This window comes from Verminephrobacter aporrectodeae subsp. tuberculatae (assembly GCF_026127385.1).
GTDB lineage: Bacteria > Pseudomonadota > Gammaproteobacteria > Burkholderiales > Burkholderiaceae_C > Acidovorax > Acidovorax aporrectodeae.
The window spans coordinates 216343-241009 of record NZ_QZCX01000001.1 but is presented as its reverse complement, the minus strand read 5'-3'; the positions used below and the strand labels follow the sequence as shown (position 1 = coordinate 241009).

Below are 24667 nucleotides of genomic sequence, written 5' to 3'. Positions count from 1 at the left end.
GATCTCATCTGCCCCTATGCCCCTTTTGGCGTGGCCACCGGCTCGCTGCGACCCATCTCCGTGCCCTGCGCGTTCCGGCGCCCGTGCGCGCGACGGACCGGTTTCCTTGGCTTGTTCGCGTGAAATAAACGCGGATTTTTCAGTCCGTGCAAACCAGGGTGTGCACGGTGCGCGCGCTGGAACCCGGCCGGCTCGTTCAGGCGGCCACGTCCGCCATGCAGGCGAATGCGGCGCTGCCTGCCAGCACCATCGGGCTCAAGCCGTCTGGGCCCTGCGCTGCGCCGTCAGAGCCAGAAGTCGCCGTGCGCCACGTTGGAGGCCTGCCCCACGACGGACAGCGGCATCTGCGCTGCGGCGCCGGGGGCGGTGATGACGCCGTTGGCTTGGCCGTCGGCGTCGAACGGTCCGCCATCGGTGATTGCAAAGTCCAGCCGCAGCCGCCCGCCTTTGCTCACCATCTTGCCGCCGTAGGGCGCACTGCTCAGGTTGATCCAGGTGCCGGTGCTGTCCTGGACCCAGTAGCCGTTGACGCCCAACGCCGGGTCCAGATACAGGCTGAACGTCTCGCTGCTGTGGCCTGCGGCCAGCATCGTCTCGAAGCGCAGCAGTCCGAGGGGCATCTCCATTGCCTGGGGCAGTTGGGTGGGGGCGTTCTTTTGCTCCAGGCGGGTGATGCGGGCACCGCTGTCCGGGTCCAGCTTGCCGTCCTGGCTGCCGGTCACCAGGGTCACGTAGGTGCTGGCTGCGCCTGCGGGCTTGCTTTCTCCGATGGGGCTGACGATGACGCTGGTCGATGCCACCGCAGGCTGCGCGCTGTCCTGGATGCCGTCTCCGTTGCTGTCGCCGACCACGGGGGCTGCGCCACCGGGGCCGGGGATGCCGGGGGTTCGGTTTTCGGTGCTGTCGGGAATGCCGTCGCTGTCCGTGTCGTTCCTGGTGTCCTTGTCCGTCGGGCCTGACGGGGCCGAGGGGGCTGACGGGGCTGACGGGGCCGAGGGGGCTGACGGGGTCGGACTCGGCGCTGGCGTGTTGTTGGTCACCGCGGTAGCAGCAAGGCTGGGCGCGTCGTTGCCTGCGGCGTCCTGTATGGCGTTGGCGTCGTTGCCGGTCGTGGGGTCGGCGTAGGCGACGGTGACCGTCTGGTCGCTGGTGACCGCTGTGCTCAGCGTGAGCGTGACGGTTTTGGCTTGCGGCTCGATGGCGACGTTGGTGACGGCATTCGCGATGCCATTGACAAGCACCGTAAAGGCCCCATTGGCCGGCTTGTGGGCCGCGTCCGCGTCCAGGTTGCCCGTGTCGCTAAAGCTGAGCACCAGTTGGTTGCCAGTGACCTTGGGACGGGAGTCACCGGTGATGATCAGCGCCGGGGCCGTGTTGTCCGATGGCGCTGGCGTGGTGTTCGTCACGGGCTTTGCGCTGAAGTCCGCTGCGTCGTTGCCGGCAGCGTCCTGCACCACGGCGCCGGATGTGGGCTTGGTGTAGCTCACGGTCACCGTCTCCGCGCTGGCCACGGCGCGGCTGAGCGTCAGCGTCACGGTCTTGGCCGTTGCGTTGACCACGGCGCTGTTCACGGTAATGGCCGTGCCCGTGTTGCTGCTGACCGTAAAGCCTGCGTTGCCCGCCAGGGCTGCCGGGTCCAGGGTGCCCGCTTCCGTGTACGTGAGCACCAGTTCGTTGCCGTTGACCGCGGCGCGGCTGAACTCCGGGGCCGTGTTGTCTGCTGGCGCTGGCGTGGTGTTCGTCACGGGTTTTGCGTTGAAGTCCGCTGCGTCGTTGCCGGCAGCGTCCTGCACCACGGCGCCGGATGTGGGCTTGGTGTAGCTCACGGTCACCGTCTCCGCGCTGGCCACGGCGCGGCTCAGCGTCAGCGTCACGGTCTTGGCCGTTGCGTTGACCACGGCGCTGCTCACGGTAATGGCCGTGCCCGTGCTGCTGACCGTAAAGCCTGCGTTGCCCGCCAGGGCTGCCGGGTCCAGGGTGCCCGCTTCCGTGTACGTGAGCACCAGTTCGTTGCCGTTGACCGCGGCGCGGCTGAACTCCGGGGCCGTGTTGTCTGCTGGCGCTGGCGTGGTGTTCGTCACGGGTTTTGCGCTGAAGTCCGCTGCGTCGTTGCCGGCAGCGTCCTGCACCACGGCGCCGGATGTGGGCTTGGTGTAGCTCACGGTCACCGTCTCCGCGCTGGCCACGGCGCGGCTGAGCGTCAGCGTCACGGTCTTGACCGTTGCGTTGACCACGGCGCTGCTCACGGTAATGGCCGTTGCGCCAGCGACGGTGTTGACCGTAAAGCCTGCGTTGCCCGCCAGGGCTGCCGGGTCCAGGGTGCCCGCTTCCGTGTACGTGAGCACCAGTTCGTTGCCGTTGACCGCGGCGCTGCTGAACTCCGGGGCCGTGGTGTCCGATGGCGCTGGCGTGGTGTTCGTCACGGGCTTTGCGCTGAAGTCCGCTGCGTCGTTGCCGGCAGCGTCCTGCACCACGGCGCCGGATGTGGGCTTGGTGTAGCTCACGGTCACCGTCTCCGCGCTGGCCACGGCGCGGCTCAGCGTCAGCGTGACGGTCTTGGCCGTTGCGTTGACCACGGCGCTGTTCACGGTGATGGCCGTGCCCGTGGTGCTGTTGACCGTAAAGCCTGCATTGCCCGCCAGGGCTGCCGGGTCCAGGGTGCCCGCTTCCGTGTACGTGAGCACCAGTTCGTTGCCGTTGACCGCGGCGCTGCTGAACTCCGGGGCCGTGTTGTCCGATGGCGCTGGCGTGGTGTTCGTCACGGGCTTTGCGCTGAAGTCCGCTGCGTCGTTGCCGGCAGCGTCCTGCACCACGGCGCCGGATGTGGGCTTGGTGTAGCTCACGGTCACCGTCTCCGCGCTGGCCACGGCGCGGCTGAGCGTCAGCGTCACGGTCTTGGCCGTTGCGTTGACCACGGCGCTGTTCACGGTAATGGCCGTTGCGCCAGCGACGGTGTTCACCGTAAAGCCTGCGTTGCCCGCCAGGGCTGCCGGGTCCAGGGTGCCCGCTTCCGTGTACGTGAGCACCAGTTCGTTGCCGTTGACCGCGGCGCGGCTGAACTCCGGGGCTGTGTTGTCTGCTGGCGCTGGCGTGGTGTTCGTCACGGGTTTTGCGTTGAAGTCCGCTGCGTCGTTGCCGGCAGCGTCCTGCACCACGGCGCCGGATGTGGGCTTGGTGTAGCTCACGGTCACCGTCTCCGCGCTGGCCACGGCGCGGCTGAGCGTCAGCGTCACGGTCTTGGCCGTTGCGTTGACCACGGCGCTGCTCACGGTAATGGCCGTGCCCGTGCTGCTGACCGTAAAGCCTGCGTTGCCCGCCAGGGCTGCCGGGTCCAGGGTGCCCGCTTCCGTGTACGTGAGCACCAGTTCGTTGCCGTTGACCGCGGCGCGGCTGAACTCCGGGGCCGTGTTGTCTGCTGGCGCTGGCGTGGTGTTCGTCACGGGTTTTGCGCTGAAGTCCGCTGCGTCGTTGCCGGCAGCGTCCTGCACCACGGCGCCGGATGTGGGCTTGGTGTAGCTCACGGTCACCGTCTCCGCGCTGGCCACGGCGCGGCTGAGCGTCAGCGTCACGGTCTTGGCCGTTGCGTTGACCACGGCGCTGTTCACGGTAATGGCCGTGCCCGTGTTGCTGCTGACCGTAAAGCCTGCGTTGCCCGCCAGGGCTGCCGGGTCCAGGGTGCCCGCTTCCGTGTACGTGAGCACCAGTTCGTTGCCATTGACCGTGGCGCTGCTGAACTCCGGGGCCGTGGTGTCCGACCGGGTGTCCACGGTGTAGTTGGCGCTGGCGATCGTGCTCGTCGCGCTATTGCCCGCCTGGTCCCGCACACCGCTCATGTTCACGCCGATGGTGTTGCTCGTGTCGGCTACGTTGGCGCTGGGCGTGAAGGTCGCGGTCCAGGTTTTTCCGTCTGCGCTGGCCGTCAGAGGACCCAGTGTGCCGTTCGCGTTCGAGAGGTCTATCTTGCTCGCATCGAAGCCGTTGACTGCCTCGTTGAAGCTAAAGCTGACGGTCGTGGTTTCGCCACTCGTCAGGCTGCTGTCGGCCAGCGTGATGGTCACGCTGGGGAGCACGGTGTCGATGTCGTAGCGGACCGTGGAGTCCGCCGTGCCCACCCCGGCGTTGCCCGCAAGGTCGGTGATTCCTGCCAGGTTCACGCGGATCTTGTTGCCCGTCGTACTGCTGGCGGAGGGGGAATCCGGGGCCTTCAGCGTGACTTCCCAGGTGGTGCCGCCGTCGGTCCTGCGCAGGTTGGACAGGGTCGCGCCTCCCTCCACGGTCAGGTCGGCGATGCTGAAGCTGTCGGGGGCTATGTCTTCGGAGAAGTGGATCGTGACGGTGGTGCTTTCGCCCAGGTGCAGTTTGTCGTCACGGAGCGTGATCGGGTTGGTCGCCGCCAGCGTGGGGCGCTTGGTGTCGATGCTGTAGTTGGCGCTGTGGGTGATGCCCACCCCGGCCCTTTCGGCTGCGTTCCTGACCCCGGTCATGTTCACGCCGATGCTGTTGCTCGCGTCCTCCGTGGTGGCCGTGGGCGTGAACGTGGCGGTCCAGATTTTTCTGTCCGTGCCCACCGCGGTGAGCGGACCCAGCGTGCCGTTGGCGTCCGTCAGAACGATGTCCTCGGAACTGAACCCGGTGACGGTCTCGCTGAAGCGGAAGGTGACGGTCGTCGTTTCCCCCGCCTTGAGCGTGGTGTCGGCCAGCGTGATCGTGGCGGTCGGCACGGCGGTGCCGCCGGCAGACAGGGTGTCCACGGTGTAGTTGGCGCTGCTGATCGGGCTCAGCGTGCCATTGCCCGCCAAGTCCCGCACGCCGCTCATGTTCACGCGGATGGTGTTGTTCGTCACGTTGTTCACGTTCTCCGTGGGCGTGAAGGTCGCGGTCCAGGTCTTTCCTGCTTCGCTGGCCGTCAGCGGACCCAGTGTGCCGTTCGCGTTCGAGAGGTCTATTTTGCTTGCGTCAAAGCCGCGGACGACCTCCGTGAAGCTGAAGGTGACCAGCGCGGTTTCGCCACTCGTCAGGTGGTTGTCGGCCAGCGTGATGGTCACGCGGGGGGGGTCAACGTCGATGTCGTAGCTGACCGTGGAGACCGCTGTGCCCGCCCCGGCGTTGCCCGCAAGGTCGGTGATTTGGGCCAGGTTCACGCGAATTTTGTTGCCCGTCGAACTGTTGACGGAGGCAGGATTCAAGGCCTGCTCAATGGGCCCCGGGGCCGTCAGCGTGACCTCCCAGGTGGTGGTGCCGCCGCCGGTGCTGCGCAGGTTGGACAGCTGCGCGCCTCCGCCCACCGTCAGGTCGTCGATGCTGAAGCTGTTGGCGTCAATGTCTTCGGAGAAGCGGATGACGACGGTGGTGCTCTCGCCCAGGTGCAGTTTGTCGTCGCCGATCGTGATCGGGTTGGTCGCCGCCAGCGTGGGGCCCGTGGTGTCTGCTGGTGTGTCGTTGCGCACCGCAGTGGCCGCGAAGCTGGCCACGTCGTTGCCGGCAGTGTCCTGTATCGCGCGGGTGTCGTCGTTGGCCGTGGGGTCGCTGTAGGCAACGGTCACGCTCTGACCATGCGCCACGGGGGTGCTCAGCGTCAGCGTGACGGTCTTGGCCTGCGCGTCCACGGCGACCGCGGTGACGGCGTTCGCCGCGCTGCCGACGCGCACCGTAAAGGCCTCGCCCGCTGGCTTGTGGTCCAGGGTCGCGTCCAATGGGTTCGCGTCGTTGAAGCGCAGCACCAGTTGGTTGCCGCGGACCGTGGCCGTGTCGAGTACCGGGGCCGTCGTGTCTTGCGCTCCGGTGTTCACGGTGTAGTTGGCGCTGCTGGCGCTGCCCACACCGGCGTAGCCCCCCGTGTTGGTCACGCCCGTGAGGTTCACGCGGATGGCGTTCGTCGCGTCATTCACGTTGGCCGTGGGCGTGAAGGTCGCCGTCCAAGTTCTGCCGTCTGCCGCGGCCGTGAGCGGGCCCAGCGTGCCGTTGGCGTCGCTGAGCACGACGTCGTCGGCCGCAAAGCCGCTGACGGCCTCGCTGAAGGTAAAGGTGACGGTCGTCGTTTCTCCCGCAGTGAGCGTGGTGTCGGCCAGCGTGATCGTGGCCGTAGGGCCCGTGGTGTTGCCGCCGGAACGCGTGTCCACGCTGTACTTGGCGCTGGTGAATATGCGCGCATCGCTATTGCCCGCCACGTCCGTCACGCCGCCCTTCACGCCGATGGCGTTCTCCGCTCCGCCGTTGATGTTGGCCGTGGGCGTGAAGATCGCGGTCCAGGTCTTGCCGTCTGCGCCGGCCGTCAAAGGGCCCAGCGTGCCGTTCGCGTTCGAGAGCTCTATCTTGCTCGCATCAAAGTTGGTGACGACCTCGTTGAAGCTGAAGGTGACGGTGGTGGTTTCGCCAACGGTCAGGGTGCTGTCGGCCAGCGTGATGGTGGCGACGGGGGGCCGAAGGTCGATGTCGTAGCGGACCGTGGAGTCCGCTGTGCCCACCCCGGTGTTGCCCGCGAGGTCGGTGATTCCGGCCAGGTTCACGCGGATCTTGTTGTTTGTCGAACTGGTGACGGACCCCTGGACGTAATCATCGAAAGTCGGGGCCACCAGCGTGACCGTCCAGGTCGTTCCGCCGTCGGTGGTTTGCAGGTTGGACAGCGTCACGCCGGACCCCTCCGCGGTCAGGTCGGCGAGGCTGAAACTGCTGGCAGCGATGGCTTCGGAGAAGCGGATGGTGACGGTGGTGCTTTCGTCACGGGCCAGTTTGTTGTCGCCGATCGTGATCGGGTCGGTCGCCGCCAGCGTGGGGGGCTGGGTGTCCGGTGGCGCCGACGTGTTGTTGGTCACCGCCCGGTCGCTGAAGTTCACTGCGTCGTTGCCCGCAGCGTCCTGCACCACGGCGCCGGATGCGGGCTTGGTGTAGCTGACGGTCACCGTCTCCGTTGCGGCCACGGCGCGGCTCAGTGTCAGCGTGACGGTCTTGGCCGTCGCGCTCACCACGGCGCTGCTTACGGTGATGGCCGCCGTGCCTGCGGCGGTGTTCACCGTAAAGCCTGCGTTGCCCGCGAGCGCTGCCGCGTCCAGGGTGTTGGCTTCGGTGTATGTGAGCACCAGTTGGTCGCCGTTGACCGTGGCGGTGTGGAACTCCGGGGCCGTGGTGTCTGCTGGCGCCGGTGTGTTGTTGGTCACCGCGGTGGCCGCAAAGCTGGCCGCGTCGTTGCCGGCAGCGTCCTGTATGGCGTTGGCGTCGTTGCCGGTCGTTGGGTCGGCGTAGGCGACGGTGACCGTCTGGCCGTGGCTGACCGCCGTGCTCAGCGTGAGCGTGACGGTCTTGGCCTGGGCCTCGACGCTGACGTGGGTGACGGCGTTTGCGACGCCGTTGACCAGCACCGTAAAGGCCCCGCTCGCCGGCTTGTGGGTCGGGTCCGCGTCCAGGTTGCTGGTGTCGCTAAAGCTGAGCACCAGTTGGTCGCCGCTGACCTTGGGGCGCGTCGTGTCGCCGGTGGTGATCAGCTGCGGGGGCGTGGTGTCTGGGGGCGCGGGCGTGTTGTTGGTCACTGCCGTGGCAGCAAAGCTGGCCACGTCGTTGCCGGCAGCGTCCTGGATTGCGTTGGCGTCGTTGCCGGTCGTGGGGTCGGCGTAGGCGACGGTGACCGACTGGCCGTGGCTGACCGCCGTGCTCAGCGTGAGCGTGACGGTCTTGGCCTGGGCATCGACGCTGACGTTGGTGACGGCGTTTGCGACGCCGTTGACCAGCACCGTGAAGGCTCCGCCTGCCGGCTTGTGGGCCTGGTCCGCGTCCAGGTTGCCCGTGTCGCTAAAGCTGAGCACCAGTTGGTCGCCGGTGACCTTGGGGCGCGTCGTGTCGCCGGTGGTGATCAGCTGCGGGGGCGTGGTGTCTGGTGGCGCTGGCGTGTTGTTGGTCACTGCCGTGGCCGCAAAGCTGGCCGCGTCGTTGCCGGCGGTGTCCTGTATGGCGTTGGCGTCGTTGCCGGTCGTTGGGTCGGCGTAGGCGACGGTGACCGACTGGCCGTGGGTGACCGCCGTGCTCAGCGTGAGCGTGACGGTCTTGGCCTGGGCCTCGACGCTGACGTTGGTGACGGCGTTTGCGACGCCGTTGACCAGCACCGTAAAGGCTCCGTTCGCCGGCTTGTGGGTCGGGTCCGCGTCCAGGTTGCCCGTGTCGCTAAAGCTGAGCACCAGTTGGTCGCCGTTGACCTTGGGGCGCGTCGTGTCACCGGTGATGATCAGTTGCGGGGCCGTGGTGTCTGGTGGCGCAGGCGTGTTGTTGGTCACCTCGGTGGCCGCAAAGCTGGCCGCGTCGTTGCCGGCATAGTCCTGGATTGCGTTGGTGTCGTTGCCGGTCGTGGGGTCGGTGTAGGCGACGGTGACCGACTGGCCATGGGTGACCGCCGTGCTCAGCGTGAGCGTGACGGTCTTGGTTCGCGACTGGACAGTGACGGTGGTGACGGCGTTCGCGACGCCGTTGACAAGCACCGTAAAGGCCCCGCTCGCCGGCTTGTGGATCGGGTCCCCGTCCAGATTGCCCGTGTCGCTAAAGCTGAGTACCAGTTGGTTGCCGGTGACCTTGGGGCGCGTCGTGTCGCCGGTGGTGATCAGCTGCGGGGGCGTGGTGTCTGCTGGCGCTGGCGTGTTGTTGGTCACCGCGGTGGCCGCAAAGCTGGCCACGTCGTTGCCGGCAACATCCTGGATTGCGTTGGTGTCGTTGCCGGTCGTGGGGTCGGCGTAGGCGACGGTGATCGACTGGCCATGGGTGACCGCCGTGCTCAGCGTGAGCGTGACGGTCTTGGCCCGGGCATCGACGGTGACGGTGGTGACGGCGTTTGCGACGCCGTTCACAAGCACCGTAAAGGCCCCGCCCGCCGGCTTGTGGATCGGGTCCGCGTCCAGATTGCCCGTGCCGCTAAAGCTGAGCACCAGTTGGTCGCCGGTGACCTTGGGGCGCGTCGTGTCGCCGGTGGTGATCAGCTGCGGGGGCGTGTTGTTCGTCACGGCCTGGTCGTTGAAGTTCGCTGCGTCGTTGCCGGCAGCGTCCTGCACCACGGCGCCGGTCGCGGGCTTGGTGTAGCTGACGCGCACGGTCTCCGCATGGGCCACGGCGCGGCTCAGCGTGAGCGTGACGGTCTTGGCCGCCCCGTTCACCACGGCGCTGTTCACGGTGATGGCCGCCGTGCCCGCGGCGCTGCTCACCGCAAAGCCGGCGTTGCCCGCGAGGGCTGCCGCGTCCAGGGTGTTGGCCTCGGTGTACGTGAGCACCAGCTGGTTGCCGTTGACCGTGGCGCTGGTCAGGACAGGTCTGGTGTGGTCAACGGAGTAACTGGCGGTGGAGACTGAGGACGTATTCGGACTCGGGTTACCCGCCAGGTCAGTCACGCTGTCTGCGTGCAAATAGAAACCAGCTTGACCCTCGCTGTCAGGGTCCGGGGTCAGTCTGAATGTCCAAGTCTGACGGTCATCGGTGTTGACCAAATCGCTCATGGTGGCAGTCCAGTAAGTGTTATCCGCCCTCCTGTTCATCCTGATGTCATCGAGCGTGAAGCCGGTGACTTTTTCGTTGAAGTGGACGGTGACCGTAGCGACTTCTCCGATTCCCAGATTCGTGTCGCTCATCGTGAAATCGGCGTAGGCCTTCAGGACGTCGATTGCGTAGGTGTTGCTCGATTCCACACGGTCTGTCGTGGCCTGGATGCCATCGCGATCGGTCACGCCGGCCAGGTTCACGGTGATTTTGTTGCCCTGCACGTTATCGGTGCTAGACATACCCGGGGCCGTCAATGTGGCGGTCCAGACCGCGCTATAGCCGTTGGCGTCGGGGTTTTGGGCGACCGGAGCGGACAGCGTGCCCCTGACCCCGGGCGCGGGCAACTGCAGGCTTGCGCTGCTCAAACCCTTGACCGGTTCGGAGAAGGTGAGGGTGACGACGCTCGTCGTCGAGGCCAGACTCAGCATGCTGTTGCTGAACGTGATGGCATCCGCGGCCAGCGAGGGGGGCAGGGTGCTGACGGTGTAGCTGCTGCTGTAGACGGGGTTGCTTCCTCTTGAGGAGTCCTGTCCCGCGTTGCCATGCAGGTCGCGCACCTGGCTGACGTTCAGGCCGATCCTGCAACCCTCGGCGTTTGCCGTGTTGGCAGCGGGTGTGAAGATGGCGATCCAGGTGTTGCCGCCTTCGATGTAGAAGCCGTCCAGCGTGCCATGGGCATTGGAGAGGTCGATGGCTGCCCTGACGCTTTCGACGGTGACGATCTCGCTGAAAGCGAACCTGACCCTGGTGGTTTCGCCGGCTTTGAGGTTGGTGTCGTCGAGCGTGATGCTCCTGACCCGGGGGTTGAGGGTATCGATGGAGATCCAATTGGATTGGAAGGTCCCTGAGCCCCAATAGTCGGACGGATCCTTCACATTGGCAAGGTTTATGGAGATGCGGCCGGTAATTTCCACGTCGTCATTCACACTCAGTGTGGCCCAGTAGTGACGGGGATTTCTGGAGTCCTTGGTCAACCCGCTCAAGTGGGTACCGGTCGGCGTCGTACAGTCGTCGGCGAGGTTGAAACTCGACTCGTACGGCGTTTCGTTGAACCAGAAATCCACGAGGGTCCATTCACCCTTGTGCAGCTTGGATTTGACGGACTGAATCCTGACGGAAGTAATAGCCATGGCGTTTCCTTAAGCGGTGGGTATGCCATTGCGGGCTTGGTGCAGCCCCTGCTACAGGGCGGGTCCCAAGCAAAACAGCAACGGCGATGGGGGGAATGTAACTTTGGTGGCGCATATTTGAACACATGCTGACGTTTTATTTGTCAATTTCTCAGGCTGCCCCGGCGCACTGCCGATGGATCCTTGTGCAGAGCGCGGCGCAGGCGGTGATCTCATCTGCCCGCCCCTTTTGGCGCGGCCACCGGCTCGCTGCGACCCCTCTCCGTGCCCTGCGCGTTCCGGCGCCCGTGCGCGCGACGGACCGGTTTCCTTGGCTTGTTCGCGTGAAATAAACGCGGATTTTTCAGTCCGTGCAAACCAGGGTGTGCACGGTGCGCGCGCTGGAACCCGGCCGGCTCGTTCAGGCGGCCACGTCCGCCATGCAGGCGAATGCGGCGCTGCCTGCCAGCACCATCGGGCTCAAGCCGTCTGGGCCCTGCGCTGCGCCGTCAGAGCCAGAACCCGCCATGCGCCACGTCCGGCGCCTGCCCCACGATGGACAGCGGCATCTGCGCTGCGGCACCGGGCGCGGTGATGGCGCCGTTGGCCTGGCCGTCGGCGTCGAACGGTCCGCCATCGGTGATTGCAAAGTCCAGCCGCAGCCGCCCGCCTTCGCTCGCCATCTTGCCGCCGTAGGGCGCGCTGCTCAGGTTGACCCAGGTGTCGGTGCCGTCTTTCACCCAGTAGCCGCCCACGCCCAGCGCCGGGTCCAGATACAGGCTGAACGTCTCGCTGCTGCGGCCTGCGGCCAGCCTCGCCTCGAAGCGCAGCAGCCCGAGGGGCATCTCCATTGCCTGGGGCAGTTGGGCGGGGGCGTCCTTTTGCTCCAGGCGGGTGATGCGGGCGCCGCTGTCCGGGTCCAGCTTGCCGTCCTGGCTGCCGACCACCAGGGTCACGGGGGTGCTGCTTGCGCTTTCTCCGCCGGTGGGGCGGACGGTGACGCGGGTCGATCCCACTGCCGCTTGCGTGCTGTCCTGGACGCCGTCTCCGTTGCCGTCGCCGGTGACGGGGGCTGCGCCAGAGGGGCCGGAGATACCGGGGGTCGGGTCTTCGATGCTGTCGGGAATGCTGTCGCCGTCCGTGTCCTTGCTGTCCTTGGGCGCCGGGCCTTCCGGGGGCGATGGGCTCGGGGCTGGACCCGGAGGAGTCGGGCCCGGACCCGGAGTTGGTGGCGCGGGGGTGTGGTTGTCCACCGGCATGGCCGCGAAACTGGCCGCGTCGTTGCCGGCCGCGTCCTGTATGGCGTTGGCATCGTTGCCGGTCGTGGGGTCGGTGTAGGCGATGGTCACTGCCTGGCCGGTGGCGACAGCGGTGGCCAGCGTCAGGCTCACGGTCTTTTCCTGCGCGCCTACTGCGATGGCGGTGACGGCGGTGAGTACCTTATCGACGCGCACCGTGAAGGCCGTGGCGGGCGGGATATGCGCCGCGTCCAGACTGGTCCCTTCGGTGTAGCGCAGCACCAGCTGGCTCGCGTTCACCGTGGCGCTGGCGAGCACCGGGGCCCGGGTGTCGATTTGGTAGCGGGCGCTATGGGCGTGGCCGGTGCCGGCGCGGCCTGCGGCGTTGCGCACGCCCTCCTGGTTCACGCCGATGGTGTTGCTGCTGTTCTCGACGCCGGCCGTGGGCGTGAATGTCGCTGTCCAGGTTCTTCCTTGGTCATTCGTCGTGGGGTCGGTGAATGTGCCGTTGGCATTGCTGAGCACGAGGTCGTCGCGCGTGAAGTCGGTGACGGGCTCGTTGAAGGCGATGGTGACTGTTGTGGTTTCGCCCACGGTCAGCTGGGTGTCGGCCAGCGTGAGGGTGGCCGTGGGGCCGGTGGTGTTTGCCGGTCGGGTGTCCACGCTGTAGTTGGCGCTGCTGGCGCTGCCGGTCCCGGCGTTGCCTGCGTCGTTGGTTACGCCGGCGAGGTTGACGCGGATGGTATTTTCCCCGGCGCTGACGTTGGCCGTGGGCGTGAATGTCGCTATCCAGACCGTGCGCTCGGTGTTGGCCGTGGGGGGACTCAGCGTGCCGCTCGTGCACACGATGTCGCTGGGGTCCAAGCCGTTGACGGGCTCGCTGAAGGTGATGGTGACGGTTGTGCTTTCGCCCGCGGTGAGTGTGCTGTCGGCCAGCGCGATGGTCGCCGTGGGGCGTGTGGTGTCCACGGAGTAGCTGGTGCTGGAGGCGATGTCGGTCCCGGCGTTGCCTGCGTCGTCGCGCACATGGGCGAGGTTTACGCGGATGGTGTTCGTCCCGGCGTTGACGTTGGCCGTGGGCGTAAAGGTCGCCGTCCAGACCGTGCGCTCGGCGTTGGCCGTGGGGGGGCTCAGCGTGCCGCCCGGGCACACGATGTCGCTGGGGTCCAAGCCGGTGATGGGTTCGCTGAAGGTGATGGTGACGGTTGTGCTCTCACCCGCGGTGAGTGTGCTGTCGGCCAGCGTGATGGTCGCCGTGGGGCGTGTGGTATCGACGGAGTAGTTGTCGCTGGAGGCGTTGCCGGTGCCGGTGTTGCCTGCGTCGTCGCGCACACCGCCAAGGTTTATGTGGATGGTATTGGCCCGGACGCTGACGTTGGCCGTGGGCGTGAAGGTCGCTGTCCAGACCGTGCGCTCGGCGTTGGCCGTGGGCGGGCTCAGCGTGCCGCCCGGGGACACGACGTCGCTGGGGTCAAAGCCGTTGACGGGTTCGCTGAAGGTGATGGTGACGGTTGTGGTCTTGCCCGCGGTGAGCGCGCTGTCGGCCAGCGTGATCGTGGCCGTGGGGCCGGTGGTGTCTGCCGGCCGGGTGTCTACGGAGTAGTTGTCGCTGCTGGCGCTGCCGGTGCCTGCGTTGCCCGCGTCGTCGCGCACGCCGCTGAGGTTCACACGGATGGTATTTGCCCCGGCGCTGACGTTGGCTGTGGGCGTGAATGTCGCCGTCCAGACCGTGCGCTCGGTGTTCGCCGTGGGCGTGCTCAGCGTGCCGTTGGGGCACACGATGTCGCTGGCGTCCAAGCCGGTGACGGGCTCGCTGAAGGTGATGGTGACGGTTGTGGTTTCGCCTGCGGTGAGTCTGCTGTCGGCCAGCGCGATGGTCGCCGTGGGGCGCTTGGTATCGACGGAGTAGTTGTTGCTGGATGCCGTGTCGGTCCCGGCGTTGCCTGCGTCGTCGCTCACATGGGCGAGGTTTACGCGGATGGTATTGGTCAGGGCGCTGACGTTGGCCGTGGGCGTGAATGTCGCCGTCCAGAGCGTGCGGTCCGTGTTCGCCGTGGGGGGGCTCAGCGTGCCGTTGGCGTCCGTGAGCACGATGTCGCTGGGGTCCAAGCCGGTGACGGGCTCGCTGAAGCGGAAGCTGACTGTCGTGGTCTTGCCCGCGGTGAGCGCGCTGTCGGCCAGCGTGATGGTCGCCGTGGGGCGCGTGGTATCGACGGAGTAGTTGTTGCTGGATGCCGTGTCGGTCCCGGCGTTGCCTGCGTCGTCGCTCACATGGGCGAGGTTTATGCGGATGGTATTGGTCAGGACGCTGACGTTGGCCGTGGGCGTGAAGGTCGCCGTCCAGAGCGTGCGGTCCGTGTTCGCCGTGGGCGTTGTCAGCGTGCCGTTGGCGTCCGTGAGCACGATGTCGCTGGGGTCCAAGCCGGTGACGGGCTCGCTGAAGCGGAAGCTGACGGTCGTGCTCTCGCCCGCGGTGAGCGTGCTGTCGGCCAGCGTGATGGTGGCAGTGGGTCGCACGGTATCGACGGAGTAGTTGGTGCTGCTGGCGCTGCCGGTCCCGGCGTTGCCCGCGTCGTCGGTCACGCCGCTGAGGTTTACGCGGATGGTATTCGTCAGGACGCTGACGTTGGCCGTGGGCGTGAAGGTCGCCGTCCAGACCGTGCGCTCGGTGTTCGCCGTGGGGGGGCTCAGCGTGCCGTTGGCTTCGGTGAGCACGATGTCGCTGGTGTCCAAGCCGGTAACGGGCTCGTTGAAGCGGAAGCTGACGGTCGTGCTCTCGCCCACGGTGAGCGTGCTGTCGGCCAGCGCAATGGTGGCAGTGGGCCGCACGGTATCGACGGAGTAGTTGGTGCTGCTGGCGCTGCCGGTCCCGGCGTTGCCCGCGTCGTCGGACACGCCGCTGAGGTTTACGCTGATGGTATTCGCCTCGGCGCTGATGTTGGCCGTGGGCGTGAAGGTGGCTGTCCAGACCGTGCGCTCGGCGTTGGCCGTGGGGGGGCTCAGCGTGCCGTTGGCGTCCGTGAGCACGATGTCGTTGGCGTCAAATCCGGTGACGGGCTCGCTGAAGCGGAAGCTGACGGCGGTGCTCTCGCCCACGGTGAGCGCGTTGTCGGCCAGCGCAATGGTGGCAGTGGGCCGCACGGTATCGACGGAGTAGTTGGTGCTGCTGGCGCTGCCGGTCCCGGCGTTGCCCGCGTCATTGGTCACGCCGGCAAGGTCCACGCGGATGGTATTTGTCGCAGCATTGGCGCCCGCGTTGGGCGTGAGGGTCGCCGTCCAGAGCGTGCGCTCGGCGTTCGCCGTGGGCGGGCTCAGCCTGCCGTTGGGGCACACGATGTCGCTGGTGTCCAAGCCGTTGACGGGCTCGTTGAAGATGAAGCGGACGGTCGTGCTCTCGCCCGCGGTGAGCGTGCTGTCGGCCAGCGCAATGGTGGCCGTGGGGCGCGTGGTGTACACGCTGTAGTTGGTGCTGCTGGCCCTGCCGGTCCCGGCGTTGCCCGCGTCGTCGGTCACGCCGGTGAGGTCCACGCGGATGGCGTTCGTCCGGGCGTTGGCGTGGGCGTTGGGCGTGAGGGTCGCTGTCCAGAGCGTGCGCTCGGCGTTCGCCACGGGCGTGCTCAGCCTGCCGTTGGGGCACACGATGTCGCTGGTGTCCAAGCCGTTGACGGGCTCGTTGAAGCGGAAGCTGACGGTGGTGGTTTCGCCCGCGGTGAGCGCGCTGTCGGCCAGCGTGATGCTCGTCGCGGTGGGGCGCGTGTTGTCCACGGAGTAGTTGGCGCTGATGGCGCTGCCGGTCCCGGTGTTGCCCGCGTCGTCGGTCACGCCGGCGAGGTTCACGCGGATGGTGTTCACCCGGGCGCTGATGTCCTCCGCAGGCGTATAGGTGGCCGTCCAGACCGTGCGCGCGGCGTTGGCCGTGGGCGTTGTCAGCGTGCCGTTGGTGTACACGATGTCGTCGGTGTCAAAGCCGTTCACGGGCTTGTTGAAGCGGAAGCTGACCGTCGTGGTTTCGTCCACGGTGAGCGCGCTGTCGGCCAGCGTGATGGTCGCCGTGGGGCGCACGGTGTCCACGGAGTAGTTGGCGCTGCTGGCGCTGCCGGTGCCGGCGTTGCCCGCGTCGTCGCGCACGCCGGCGAGGTTCACGCTGATCGTATTCACCGCGTCATTGGCGTTGGCGTTGGGCGTGAAGGTCGCCGTCCAGAGCGTGCGCTCGGCGTTCGGCGTGAGTGCGCCCAGCGTGCCGTTGGCGTCGGTGAGCACGATGTCGCTGGCGTCGAAGCCGGTGACGGGCTCGTTGAAGCGGAAGCTGACTGTCGTGGTCTGGCCCGCGATGAGCGCGGTGTTGGCCAGCGTGATGGTGGCCGTGGGGGCGCTGGTGTCGCGCGTGTCCACGCTGTAGTTGGCGCTGCTGGTCGTGCCCACCCCGGCGTTGCCCGCGGCGTCGGCGACGCCGGCGAGGTTCACGCTGATCGTATTCGTCGCATCGCCCACCTTGTCCGTGGGCGTGAAGGTCGCCGTCCAGAGCGTGCGCTCGGCGTTCGGCGTGAGGGGGCCCAGCGTGCCGTTGGCGTCGGTGAGCACGACGTCGCTGGCGTCGAAGCCGGTGACGGGTTCGTTGAAGCGGATGCTGACGGTCGTGGTCTGGCCCCTGGTGAGCACGCTGTCGGCCAGCGTGATGGTCGCCGTGGGGCGCACGGTATCGACGGAGTAGTTGGTGCTGATGGCGTTTCCGGTGCCGGCGTTGCCCGCGTCGTCGCGTACCCCGGCGAGGTTTACCCGGATGGTGTTCGCCCGGACGTTGGTGTCGGCCGTGGGCGTGAAGGTCGCCGTCCAGAGCGTGCGCTCGGCGTTCGGCGTGAGCGCGCCCAGCGTGCCGTTGGCGTCGGTGAGCACGACGTCGCTGGCGTCGAAGCCGGTGACGGGCTCGTTGAAGCGGATGCTGACGGTTGTGGTTTCGCCCGCGGTGAGTGCGGTGTCGGCCAGCGTGATGGTCGCCGTGGGGCGCACGGTATCGACGGAGTAGTTGGTGCTGCTGGCGCTGCCCACCCCGGCGTTGCCCGCGTCGTCGCGCACCCCGGCGAGGTTTACCCGGATGGTATTCACCAGGGCGCTGACCTTGTCCGTGGGCGTGAAGGTCGCCGTCCAGAGCGTGCGCTCGGCGTTCGGCGTGAGAGCGCCCAGCGTGCCGTTGGCGGCGGTGAGCACGACGTCGCTGGCGTCCAAGCCGGTGACGGGCTCGTTGAAGCGGATGCTGACGGTGGTGGTTTCGCCCGCGGTGAGCGCGTTGTCGGCCAGCGTGATGGTCGCAGTGGGGGCGCTGGTGTCGCGCGTGTCCACGCTGTAGTTGGCGCTGCTGGCCGTGCCCACCCCGGCGTTGCCTGCGTCGTCGCGCACCCCGGCGAGGTTTACGCTGATCGTATTCGTCGCATCGCCCACCTTGTCCGTGGGCGTGAAGGTGGCCGTCCAGAGCGTGCGCTCGGCGTTCGGCGTGAGCGCGCCCAGCGTGCCGTTGGCGTCGGTGAGCACGACGTCGCTGGCGTCAAAGCCGGTGACGGGTTCGTTGAAGCGGATGCTGACGGTGGTGGTTTCGCCCGCGGTGAGCGCGGTGTCGGCCAGCGTGATGGTCGCCGTGGGGGCGCTGGTGTCGCGCGTGTCCACGCTGTAGTTGGCGCTGCGGGAGTGGCCCACTCCGGCCCGGCCTGCGGCGTTGGTCACGCCGGCCAGGTTCACGCTGATGGTGTTGCTGCTGTCGTTGACGTTGGGCGCGGGCGTGAAGACGGCGCTCCAGGTTCTGCCGCCATCTGTGCTGTTCAACGCGCCCAGCGTGCCGTTGGCGTCGGTGAGCACGATGTCGTCGCTCGCGAAGCCGGTGACGGATTCGCTGAAGTGAAAGGTGACGGTGGTGGTTTCGCCCGCGGTGAGGACGCTGTCGGTCAGCGTGATGGTGGCGTAGGGGCGCGTGGGGTCGATGGTGTCTACCGCGTAGCTGGCGCTGGTGGCCTGGCCCTCGCCGGTGTTGCCTGCGATGTCGCGCACGCCGCCGAGGTTCACGCGGAGGGTGTTCGTCGCGTCGTTCACGTTGGCCGTGGGCGTGAAGAGGGCGGTCCAGGTTTTGCCGTCGGTGTCGGCGGTGAATGCGCTCAGCGTGCCGTTGGCGTCGCTGAGCACGATGTCATCCATCGTGAAGTCGGTGACGGGCTCGCTGAAGCGGAAGGTGACGCGGGTGCTCTCGCCCACGGTGAGGCTGGAGTCGGCCAGCGCAATGGTCGCGCTCGGGCGCACGAGGTCGATGCTGTAGAGGACTTCGCTGAAATTCCTCGAATCCCGCGGGCCCGTGTTGCCCGCGACGTCGGTGAATCTTTGGCGAAGGCTGATGAGGTTGTCCGCCGATGAGCTGCCGGAAGTCGGGGCCGTGAGGGTGATCTGCCAGCTGATGCCGTCGCTGGTGCGCAGGTTGGACAATGCGCCGCGGTTGTTCTCCGAGGACCACTGACCATAGAGGTTCGACAGGGAGAGGTCCGCCAGGGCGAGGCTGCTTTGATTCAGCGCTTCGGAGAAGGTGAGGGTGACGGTGGTCGATTCGCCGATGCCAAGCTGGGCGTCCGCGATGGCGAGGGAGCGCACCGTGGGCTGCCGGGTGTCTATCAGGTAGCCGAAGCTGGTGGACTGGCCCACGCCGGCCCGGCCTGCGGCGTTGGTCACGCCGGCCAGGTTCACGCCGATGGTATTGCTGCTGTTCTCGGTGTTGGCTGCGGGGGTGAACGTGGCGGTCCAGGTTTTGCCGTCCGGATCGGCCGTGAGGGGGCCCAGCGTGCCATTCGCGTCCGTGAGCACGACGTCGTCCGCCGTGAAGCCGTTGACGCGCTCACTGAAGCGGAAGGTGACGAGGGTGGTGTCGCCTATCGCGAGGCTGCTGTCGGCCAGCGTGATGCGGGCGGTGGGGCGCACGGTGGTGGTGTCGATGGCGTAGTCGGCGCTGGCGGCACGGCCGCTGCCGGCCAGGCCCGTTGCGGCGTCGATCACACCGGAGAGGTTCACGATGATGCGGTTGCGGACGTTTGCCAGGTTGGCCGTGGGCGTGAAGATCGCGGTCCAGGTCTTGCCGTCTGCGAAGGGCATGAGCTCGCCGAGCGTGCCGTTGGCCTCGATGAGGTCGATGTCGTCTGCCGTGAAGCCGATGGTGAGCGTGTTGAAGAGGAAGATGGCGGTGGTGGTTTGGCCCACCGTGAGGCTGGTGTCGGCGAGCGTGATGGTGGCGACGGGTCCCCGGGTGGCGATCGTGTAGTTGGGGCTGGAAACGCTGCCAATACCGGCGTTGCCTGTGGTGTCGGTGACCCCCCCGAGGTTCACGCGGATGGTGTTGCTCGCGTCCTCCACGTTGGCCGTGGGCGTGAAGGGGGCGCTCCAGGTTCTGCCGTCGGCGTCGGCGCTGAGCGGACCGAGCGTGCCGTTGGCGTCCGAGAGGTCTACGTCGCTCGCGTCAAAGCCGGTGACGGGCTCGTTGAAGACGAAGCGGACGGTCGTCGTTTCGCCCACCGTGAGGCGGCTGTCGGCCAAGTGGATGGTGGCGCTGGGGGGCAGGGTGTCCACGGTGTAGTTGGCGCTGCTGGCATAACCTACGCCGGCCTTGCCGGCAGTGCTGCGCACACCGGCAAGGTTCACGCCGATGCTGCCGGTCGTGGCGTTGGTGATGGCCTGGGGCGTAAAGATCGCCGTCCAGGTTTTGCCGTCGGAGCCCAGCGCAGTGAGTGCGCCCAGCGTGCCGGTGGCATGCGTGAGCACGACGTCGTCGCTCGTGAAGTCGGTGACGGCTTGGTTGAAGCGGAAGGTGACGGTGGTGGTTTCGCCGAATTTGAGCGTGTTCTGGGCCAGCGTGATGGTGGCGATGGGTCCCGTGGTGTCCAACTGAAAGTTGGAACTGGTGAAACGGTCTTCGCCGATATTGCCCGCCAGGTCGCGCAGGCCGCTCATGTTCACGCTGATGGTGTTGCTCGTGTCGTTGGTATTCGCCGGGACGGTGAGGGTGGCGGTCCAGAATCTTCCATCTGAGCCGCGCGTGAGCGCGCTCAGCGTGCCGTGGGTGTCGCTCAGGTCGACGTCGTCGGTGCCGAAGTCGGTGATCTCCTCGGCGAAGCTGAAGGTGACGGCGAGGGTGGCTCTTCCCTCTGCGTCAAAGCGGAGTCCGGCGACCGTGATGCTGTCGAGCCGGGGCCGCATGGTGTCGACGACAAAATTCCGGGACCATCCGACGCCGGAGCCCTGATGGCCATCCGCGTCGGTCACGTGGGCAAGGTCCAGAAGGATGCGGTTGACGAATTCCTCCACGGGGTCACTCGCCCCCAGCGTGGCGTAGAAATGCTTGGCATTGTTGGGGTCCCTGCTCAGGCTGCCAACCCAACTCGGACCCCGTGGCAGCACCACGTCGCTGAGGGTGAAACTCGACTCCAACGGCCATCCGTTGAACTCGAAATGCACCACGATGTTCACGCCGTTGCGCACAACATGGCCGTCGAGCCAAATGTTCACGGCAGTGACGGTCGTGGTCTGCATGCTGCTGGCGGATTCGGTGGTGCGCACCTGGAAGTTGGCGCTGGTGATACGGCCTTGGCCGGCGTTGCCTGCGAGGTCGCGCACGGTGCCCATGTCCACGCTGATGGTGTTGGTGGTGTCGCTGACGTTGGCCGTGGGCGTGAGGGTCGCGGTCCAGGTTTTGCCGTCTTGGCTGCGCGTGGGCGCGCTCAGCGTGCCATGGGCGTTGCTCAAGTCGATTTGGTCGACGGTGAAGTTGGCGAGGGCTTCGTCGAAGATGAACGTGACGGTGGCGGTTTCGCCCGCGCCCAGGTAGCTGTCGGAGACCGTGATGATTTCGAGATGGGGCCGCAAGCTGTCGAAAGCAAACTCTGCGGAGTGGAAGACCCCGGAGCCCTGATGGCCGCCCGCATCGGTCACCCTGGCAAGGTCCAGGCTGACGCGGGCGTTGAAATGGCCGCTCATGGTCGGCACCATCGTGGCGGAGAAGTGCTTGGCATCGCCCGGGTCCGGGCGCAGTTCGCCACTCCAGCCAATGCCCCGCGGCAGCACCACGTCGCTGAGGGTGAAACTCGACGCCAACGGCGCTTGGTTGAATTCGAAATGCACGACGACGCTCGCATCCCTGCGCAGCGTATGGCTTTCGAGCCGAATGTTGACGGACGTGATGGCGTTCAGCGCGGGGTTCCAGGTGTTGACGGTGTAGTTGCCGCTGTAGACGGGGTTGCTTCCTCCGGAGGAGTCCTGTCCCGCGTTGCCATGCAGGTCGCGCACCTGGCTGACGTTCAGGCCGATCTTGCAATCTGCGGTGTTTGCCGTGTGGGCTGTGGGGGTGAAGATGGCGATCCAGGTGTCGCCGCCGGTGATGCTGTAGAGGTCGCCCAGCGTGCCATGGGCATTGGAGAGGTCGATGGCTGCCCTGACGCTTGCGACGCTGACTATCTCGTTGAAAACGAACCTGACCCTGGTGGTTTTGCCGATTTGGAGGTTGGTGTCGTCGAGCGTGATGCGCTCAAGCCGGGGGTTGACGGTATCGACGGAAATCCAATCGGATTGGGAGACCCCTGAGCCCGCATCGCCGGTCTCATCTGCTATCAGATTGATATGTTCTATGGTGATGCGGCCGCCACAGTCTTCCCTGTTGTCATCCGCACTCAGTGTGGCCCAGTAGTGACGGCTATCGTCGGGGTCCCTGGTCAACCCGCTGGTCCAGCGGGTACCGGACGGCATGGTCGTACAGTCGTCGTCGAGGTTGAAAGCCACGTGCCGCGGCGTTTCGTTGAACCTGAAATGCACGGTGGTCGATTCACCCTTGCCCAGCTTGTATTTGTCGGCCCGAATGCTGACGGAAGTGATAGCCATGGTGTTTCCTTGAGCGGGTGGTGTGCGGTGGCGGACTCGGGGCGCAGCCCCTGCGACGGGCTGGAATCCCACCGAAACGGCAACGGGAACGTAACAAAAGTGATGCACATTTGAACATAGGCCGGCGTTTTATTCGGCAATTCCTCAGGCCGACCCGGCGTACCCTCGCGCGCCACCGTTCGACCCTTGTGCGGAACACATGGCGCAGGCGGTGATCTCGTCCACCCCTTTGGCGTGGCCAACGGCCTGCTGTTGCTGCGAATCGCCGGGCCCTGCGCGCGTTCAGGCGCCCGCGCGCTGCGGGCCGGACCCTTTGGCTTGTGCGAGTGAAATAAACGCGGATTTTTCAGTCCGTGCAAACCCTGGTTTGCGCGGAGGGTGTTCGGCGGGGCGTTGGCGCTGGCCGTGGGCGCGCTCAGCCAAGCGCCCTGTGCACGAAGGCATCATTTCGTGCTGCCATTAACGCCCCCCGTGACCCCTCTTGAGGGAGATGGGCCCGGGGGGCTGGCCTCAGAACCAGAACCCGTCATGCACCACTGACGCCTGCCCGGTGACGGACAGCGGCATCTTCGCTGCGGCACCGGAGGCGGTGACGGCACCGTCGGCCGTGCTATCGGCGTCGAACGGCCCGCCATCCTTGATCTGGAAGTCCAGCCGCAGCCGCCCGCCTTCGTTCACCATCTTGCCGCCGTAAGGGCTGCTCGCCAGGTTCACCCAGGTGCCGGTGGTGCCGTCCTGCACCCAGTAACCGTTGGCGCCGATCTTCGGGTCCACGTACAGGCTGAAGGTCTCGCTGCTGCCGGCGGCATCCAGCGTGGCCTTGAAACTCGTCAGCGCGATCGGTGTCTCCAGCGCCCGGGGCATCTGGGTCGGGGTCGCCTTTTGCACCAGGCTGGTAATGCGGGCGGTGCTGCTGGCGGTGACCTTGCCATCCTGGCTATCGACCACCAAGGTGACCGAGGTGCTGGAACTGCTGCTTGTCGTGGCGCTGTACGAGGCGACTGCGGCCTGTGTCCTGTCCTGGACGTTGTCTCCGTTGCCGTCGCCGACGGCGGCACCAGCGGGGCCGATGGCCAGGTTTTCCTGGGCGTCGGGCACCCCGTCGCTGTCCGTATCCGGCTCCTTGTGGGGGGTTGGGGCGGGCGCGGGGGATCCGCCACCGCCAGAGGATCCACCGGATGGAGGGGGTGCCCGCGGGCGGCGCAGGTGCGGCAGGTGGAGGCGCGACGGGCGCCGGCGTGTTGTTCGTCACCTCGGTGGCAGCAAAGCTGGGCGCGTCGTTGCCTGCGGCGTCCTGTATCACGTTGTCGCCCGTGGGCTTGGTGTAGCTCACGGTCACGGTGGTCTCCGCGTTGGTTACGACGCGGCTCAGCGTCAGCGTCACGGTCTTGCCCGATACCGCCACGCTGTTCACGCTGATGGCCGCATTGCCTGCGCTGCTGACCGCAAAGGCCGAGGCGGCTGCGGTGTTCGCGGCATCCAGGTTGCTCGCGTCGGTGTAGGTCAGCGTCAGTTGGTTGCCGGTGACCTTGGGGCGATGGTCGCCGGTGGTGATCAGCACCGGGGGCGTGGTGTCGGCTGCCGACGTGCCATGGGTCACGGCCTGGTTGCTGAAGCTCACTGCGTCGTTGCCGGCTGCGTCCTGCACCACGTTGTCGCCCGTGGGCTTGGTGTAGCTCACGGTCACGGTCTCCGCAGTGGCCACGGTGCGGCTCAGCGTCAGCGTCACGGTCTTGCCCGATACCGCCACGCTGTTCACGCTGATGGCCGCATTGCCTGCGCTGCTCACCGCAAAGGCCGAGGCGGCTGCGGTGTTCACGGCGTCCAGGTTGCTCGCGTCGGTGTAGGTCAGCGTCAGTTGGTTGCCGGTGACCTTGGGACCCGAGTCGCCGGTGGTGATCAGCACCGGGGGCGTGGTGTCGGCTGCCGTGGTGCCATGGGTCACGGCCTGGTTGCTGAAGCTCACTGCGTCGTTGCCGGCAGTGTCCTGCACCACGTTGTCGCCCGTGGGCTTGGTGTAGCTCACGGTCACGGTCTCCGCAGTGGCCACGGTGCGGCTCAGCGTCAGCGTCACGGTCTTGCCCGATACCGCCACGCTGTTCACGCTGATGGCCGCCGCGTTGCCCGCGCTGCTGACCGCAAAGGCCGAGGCGGCTGCGGTGTTCACGGCGTCCAGGTTGCTCTCGTCGGTGTAGGTCAGCGTCAGTTGGTTGCCGGTGACCTTGGGGCGATGGTCGCCGGTGGTGATCAGCACCGGGGGCGTGGTGTCGGCTGCCGACGTGCCATGGGTCACGGCCTGGTTGCTGAAGCTCACTGCGTCGTTGCCGGCTGCGTCCTGCACCACGTTGTCGCCCGTGGGCTTGGTGTAGCTCACGGTCACGGTCTCCGCAGTGGCCACGGTGCGGCTCAGCGTCAGCGTCACGGTCTTGCCCGATACCGCCACGCTGTTCACGCTGATGGCCGCATTGCCCGCGCTGCTGACCGCAAAGGCCGAGGCGGCTGCGGTGTTCACGGCGTCCAGGTTGCTCGCGTCGGTGTAGGTCAGCGTCAGTTGGTTGCCGGTGACCTTGGGGCGATGGTCGCCGGTGGTGATCAGCACCGGGGGCGTGGTGTCTGCTGCCGACGTGCCATGGGTCACGGCCTGGTTGCTGAAGCTCACTGCGTCGTTGCCGGAAGCGTCCTGTATCACGTTGTTGCCCGTGGGCTTGGTGTAGCTCACGGTCACGGTCTCCGCAGTGGTCACGGTGCGGCTCAGCGTCAGCGTCACGGTCTTGCCCGATACCGCCACGCTGTTCACGCTGATGGCCGCATTGCCTGCGCTGCTGACCGCAAAGGCCGAGGCGGCTGCGGTGTTGGCGGCATCCAGGTTGCTCTCGTCGGTGTAGGTCAGCGTCAGTTGGTTGCCAGTGACCTTGGGACCCA

Annotated in this window: 3 protein-coding genes and 1 pseudogene; all 4 read right to left on the bottom strand. The window is 66.9% G+C overall.

The window, feature by feature from the left end:
- Nucleotides 1-284: 284 nt before the first annotated feature.
- A complete protein-coding gene (locus D5041_RS00720; RefSeq protein WP_265283610.1) occupies nucleotides 285-10637 on the bottom strand; it encodes a SwmB domain-containing protein in 10353 nt (3450 codons plus the stop codon).
- Between the two features lie 488 nt (nucleotides 10638-11125).
- Complete coding sequence (locus D5041_RS00715; RefSeq protein WP_265283609.1) at nucleotides 11126-21745, bottom strand: Ig-like domain-containing protein; 10620 nt, start codon at nucleotides 21743-21745, stop codon at nucleotides 11126-11128.
- Nucleotides 21746-22255: 510 nt separating this feature from the next.
- A complete protein-coding gene (locus D5041_RS00710) occupies nucleotides 22256-22693 on the bottom strand; it encodes a choice-of-anchor U domain-containing protein (RefSeq protein ID WP_321162579.1) in 438 nt (145 codons plus the stop codon).
- Nucleotides 22683-24653 (bottom strand): annotated as a pseudogene (locus D5041_RS00705) (SwmB domain-containing protein); the annotation flags it as partial. The pseudogene D5041_RS00705 and the gene D5041_RS00710, both read right to left, overlap by 11 nt.
- Nucleotides 24654-24667 lie beyond the last annotated feature (14 nt).

What these genes read in the sequence shown, in the direction of transcription:
- D5041_RS00715 (WP_265283609.1), bottom strand. Translation starts at nt 21,745, where the DNA reads ATGGCTATCACTTCCGTCAGCATTCGGGCCGACAAATACAAGCTGGGC.
- D5041_RS00720 (WP_265283610.1), bottom strand. Translation starts at nt 10,637, where the DNA reads ATGGCTATTACTTCCGTCAGGATTCAGTCCGTCAAATCCAAGCTGCAC.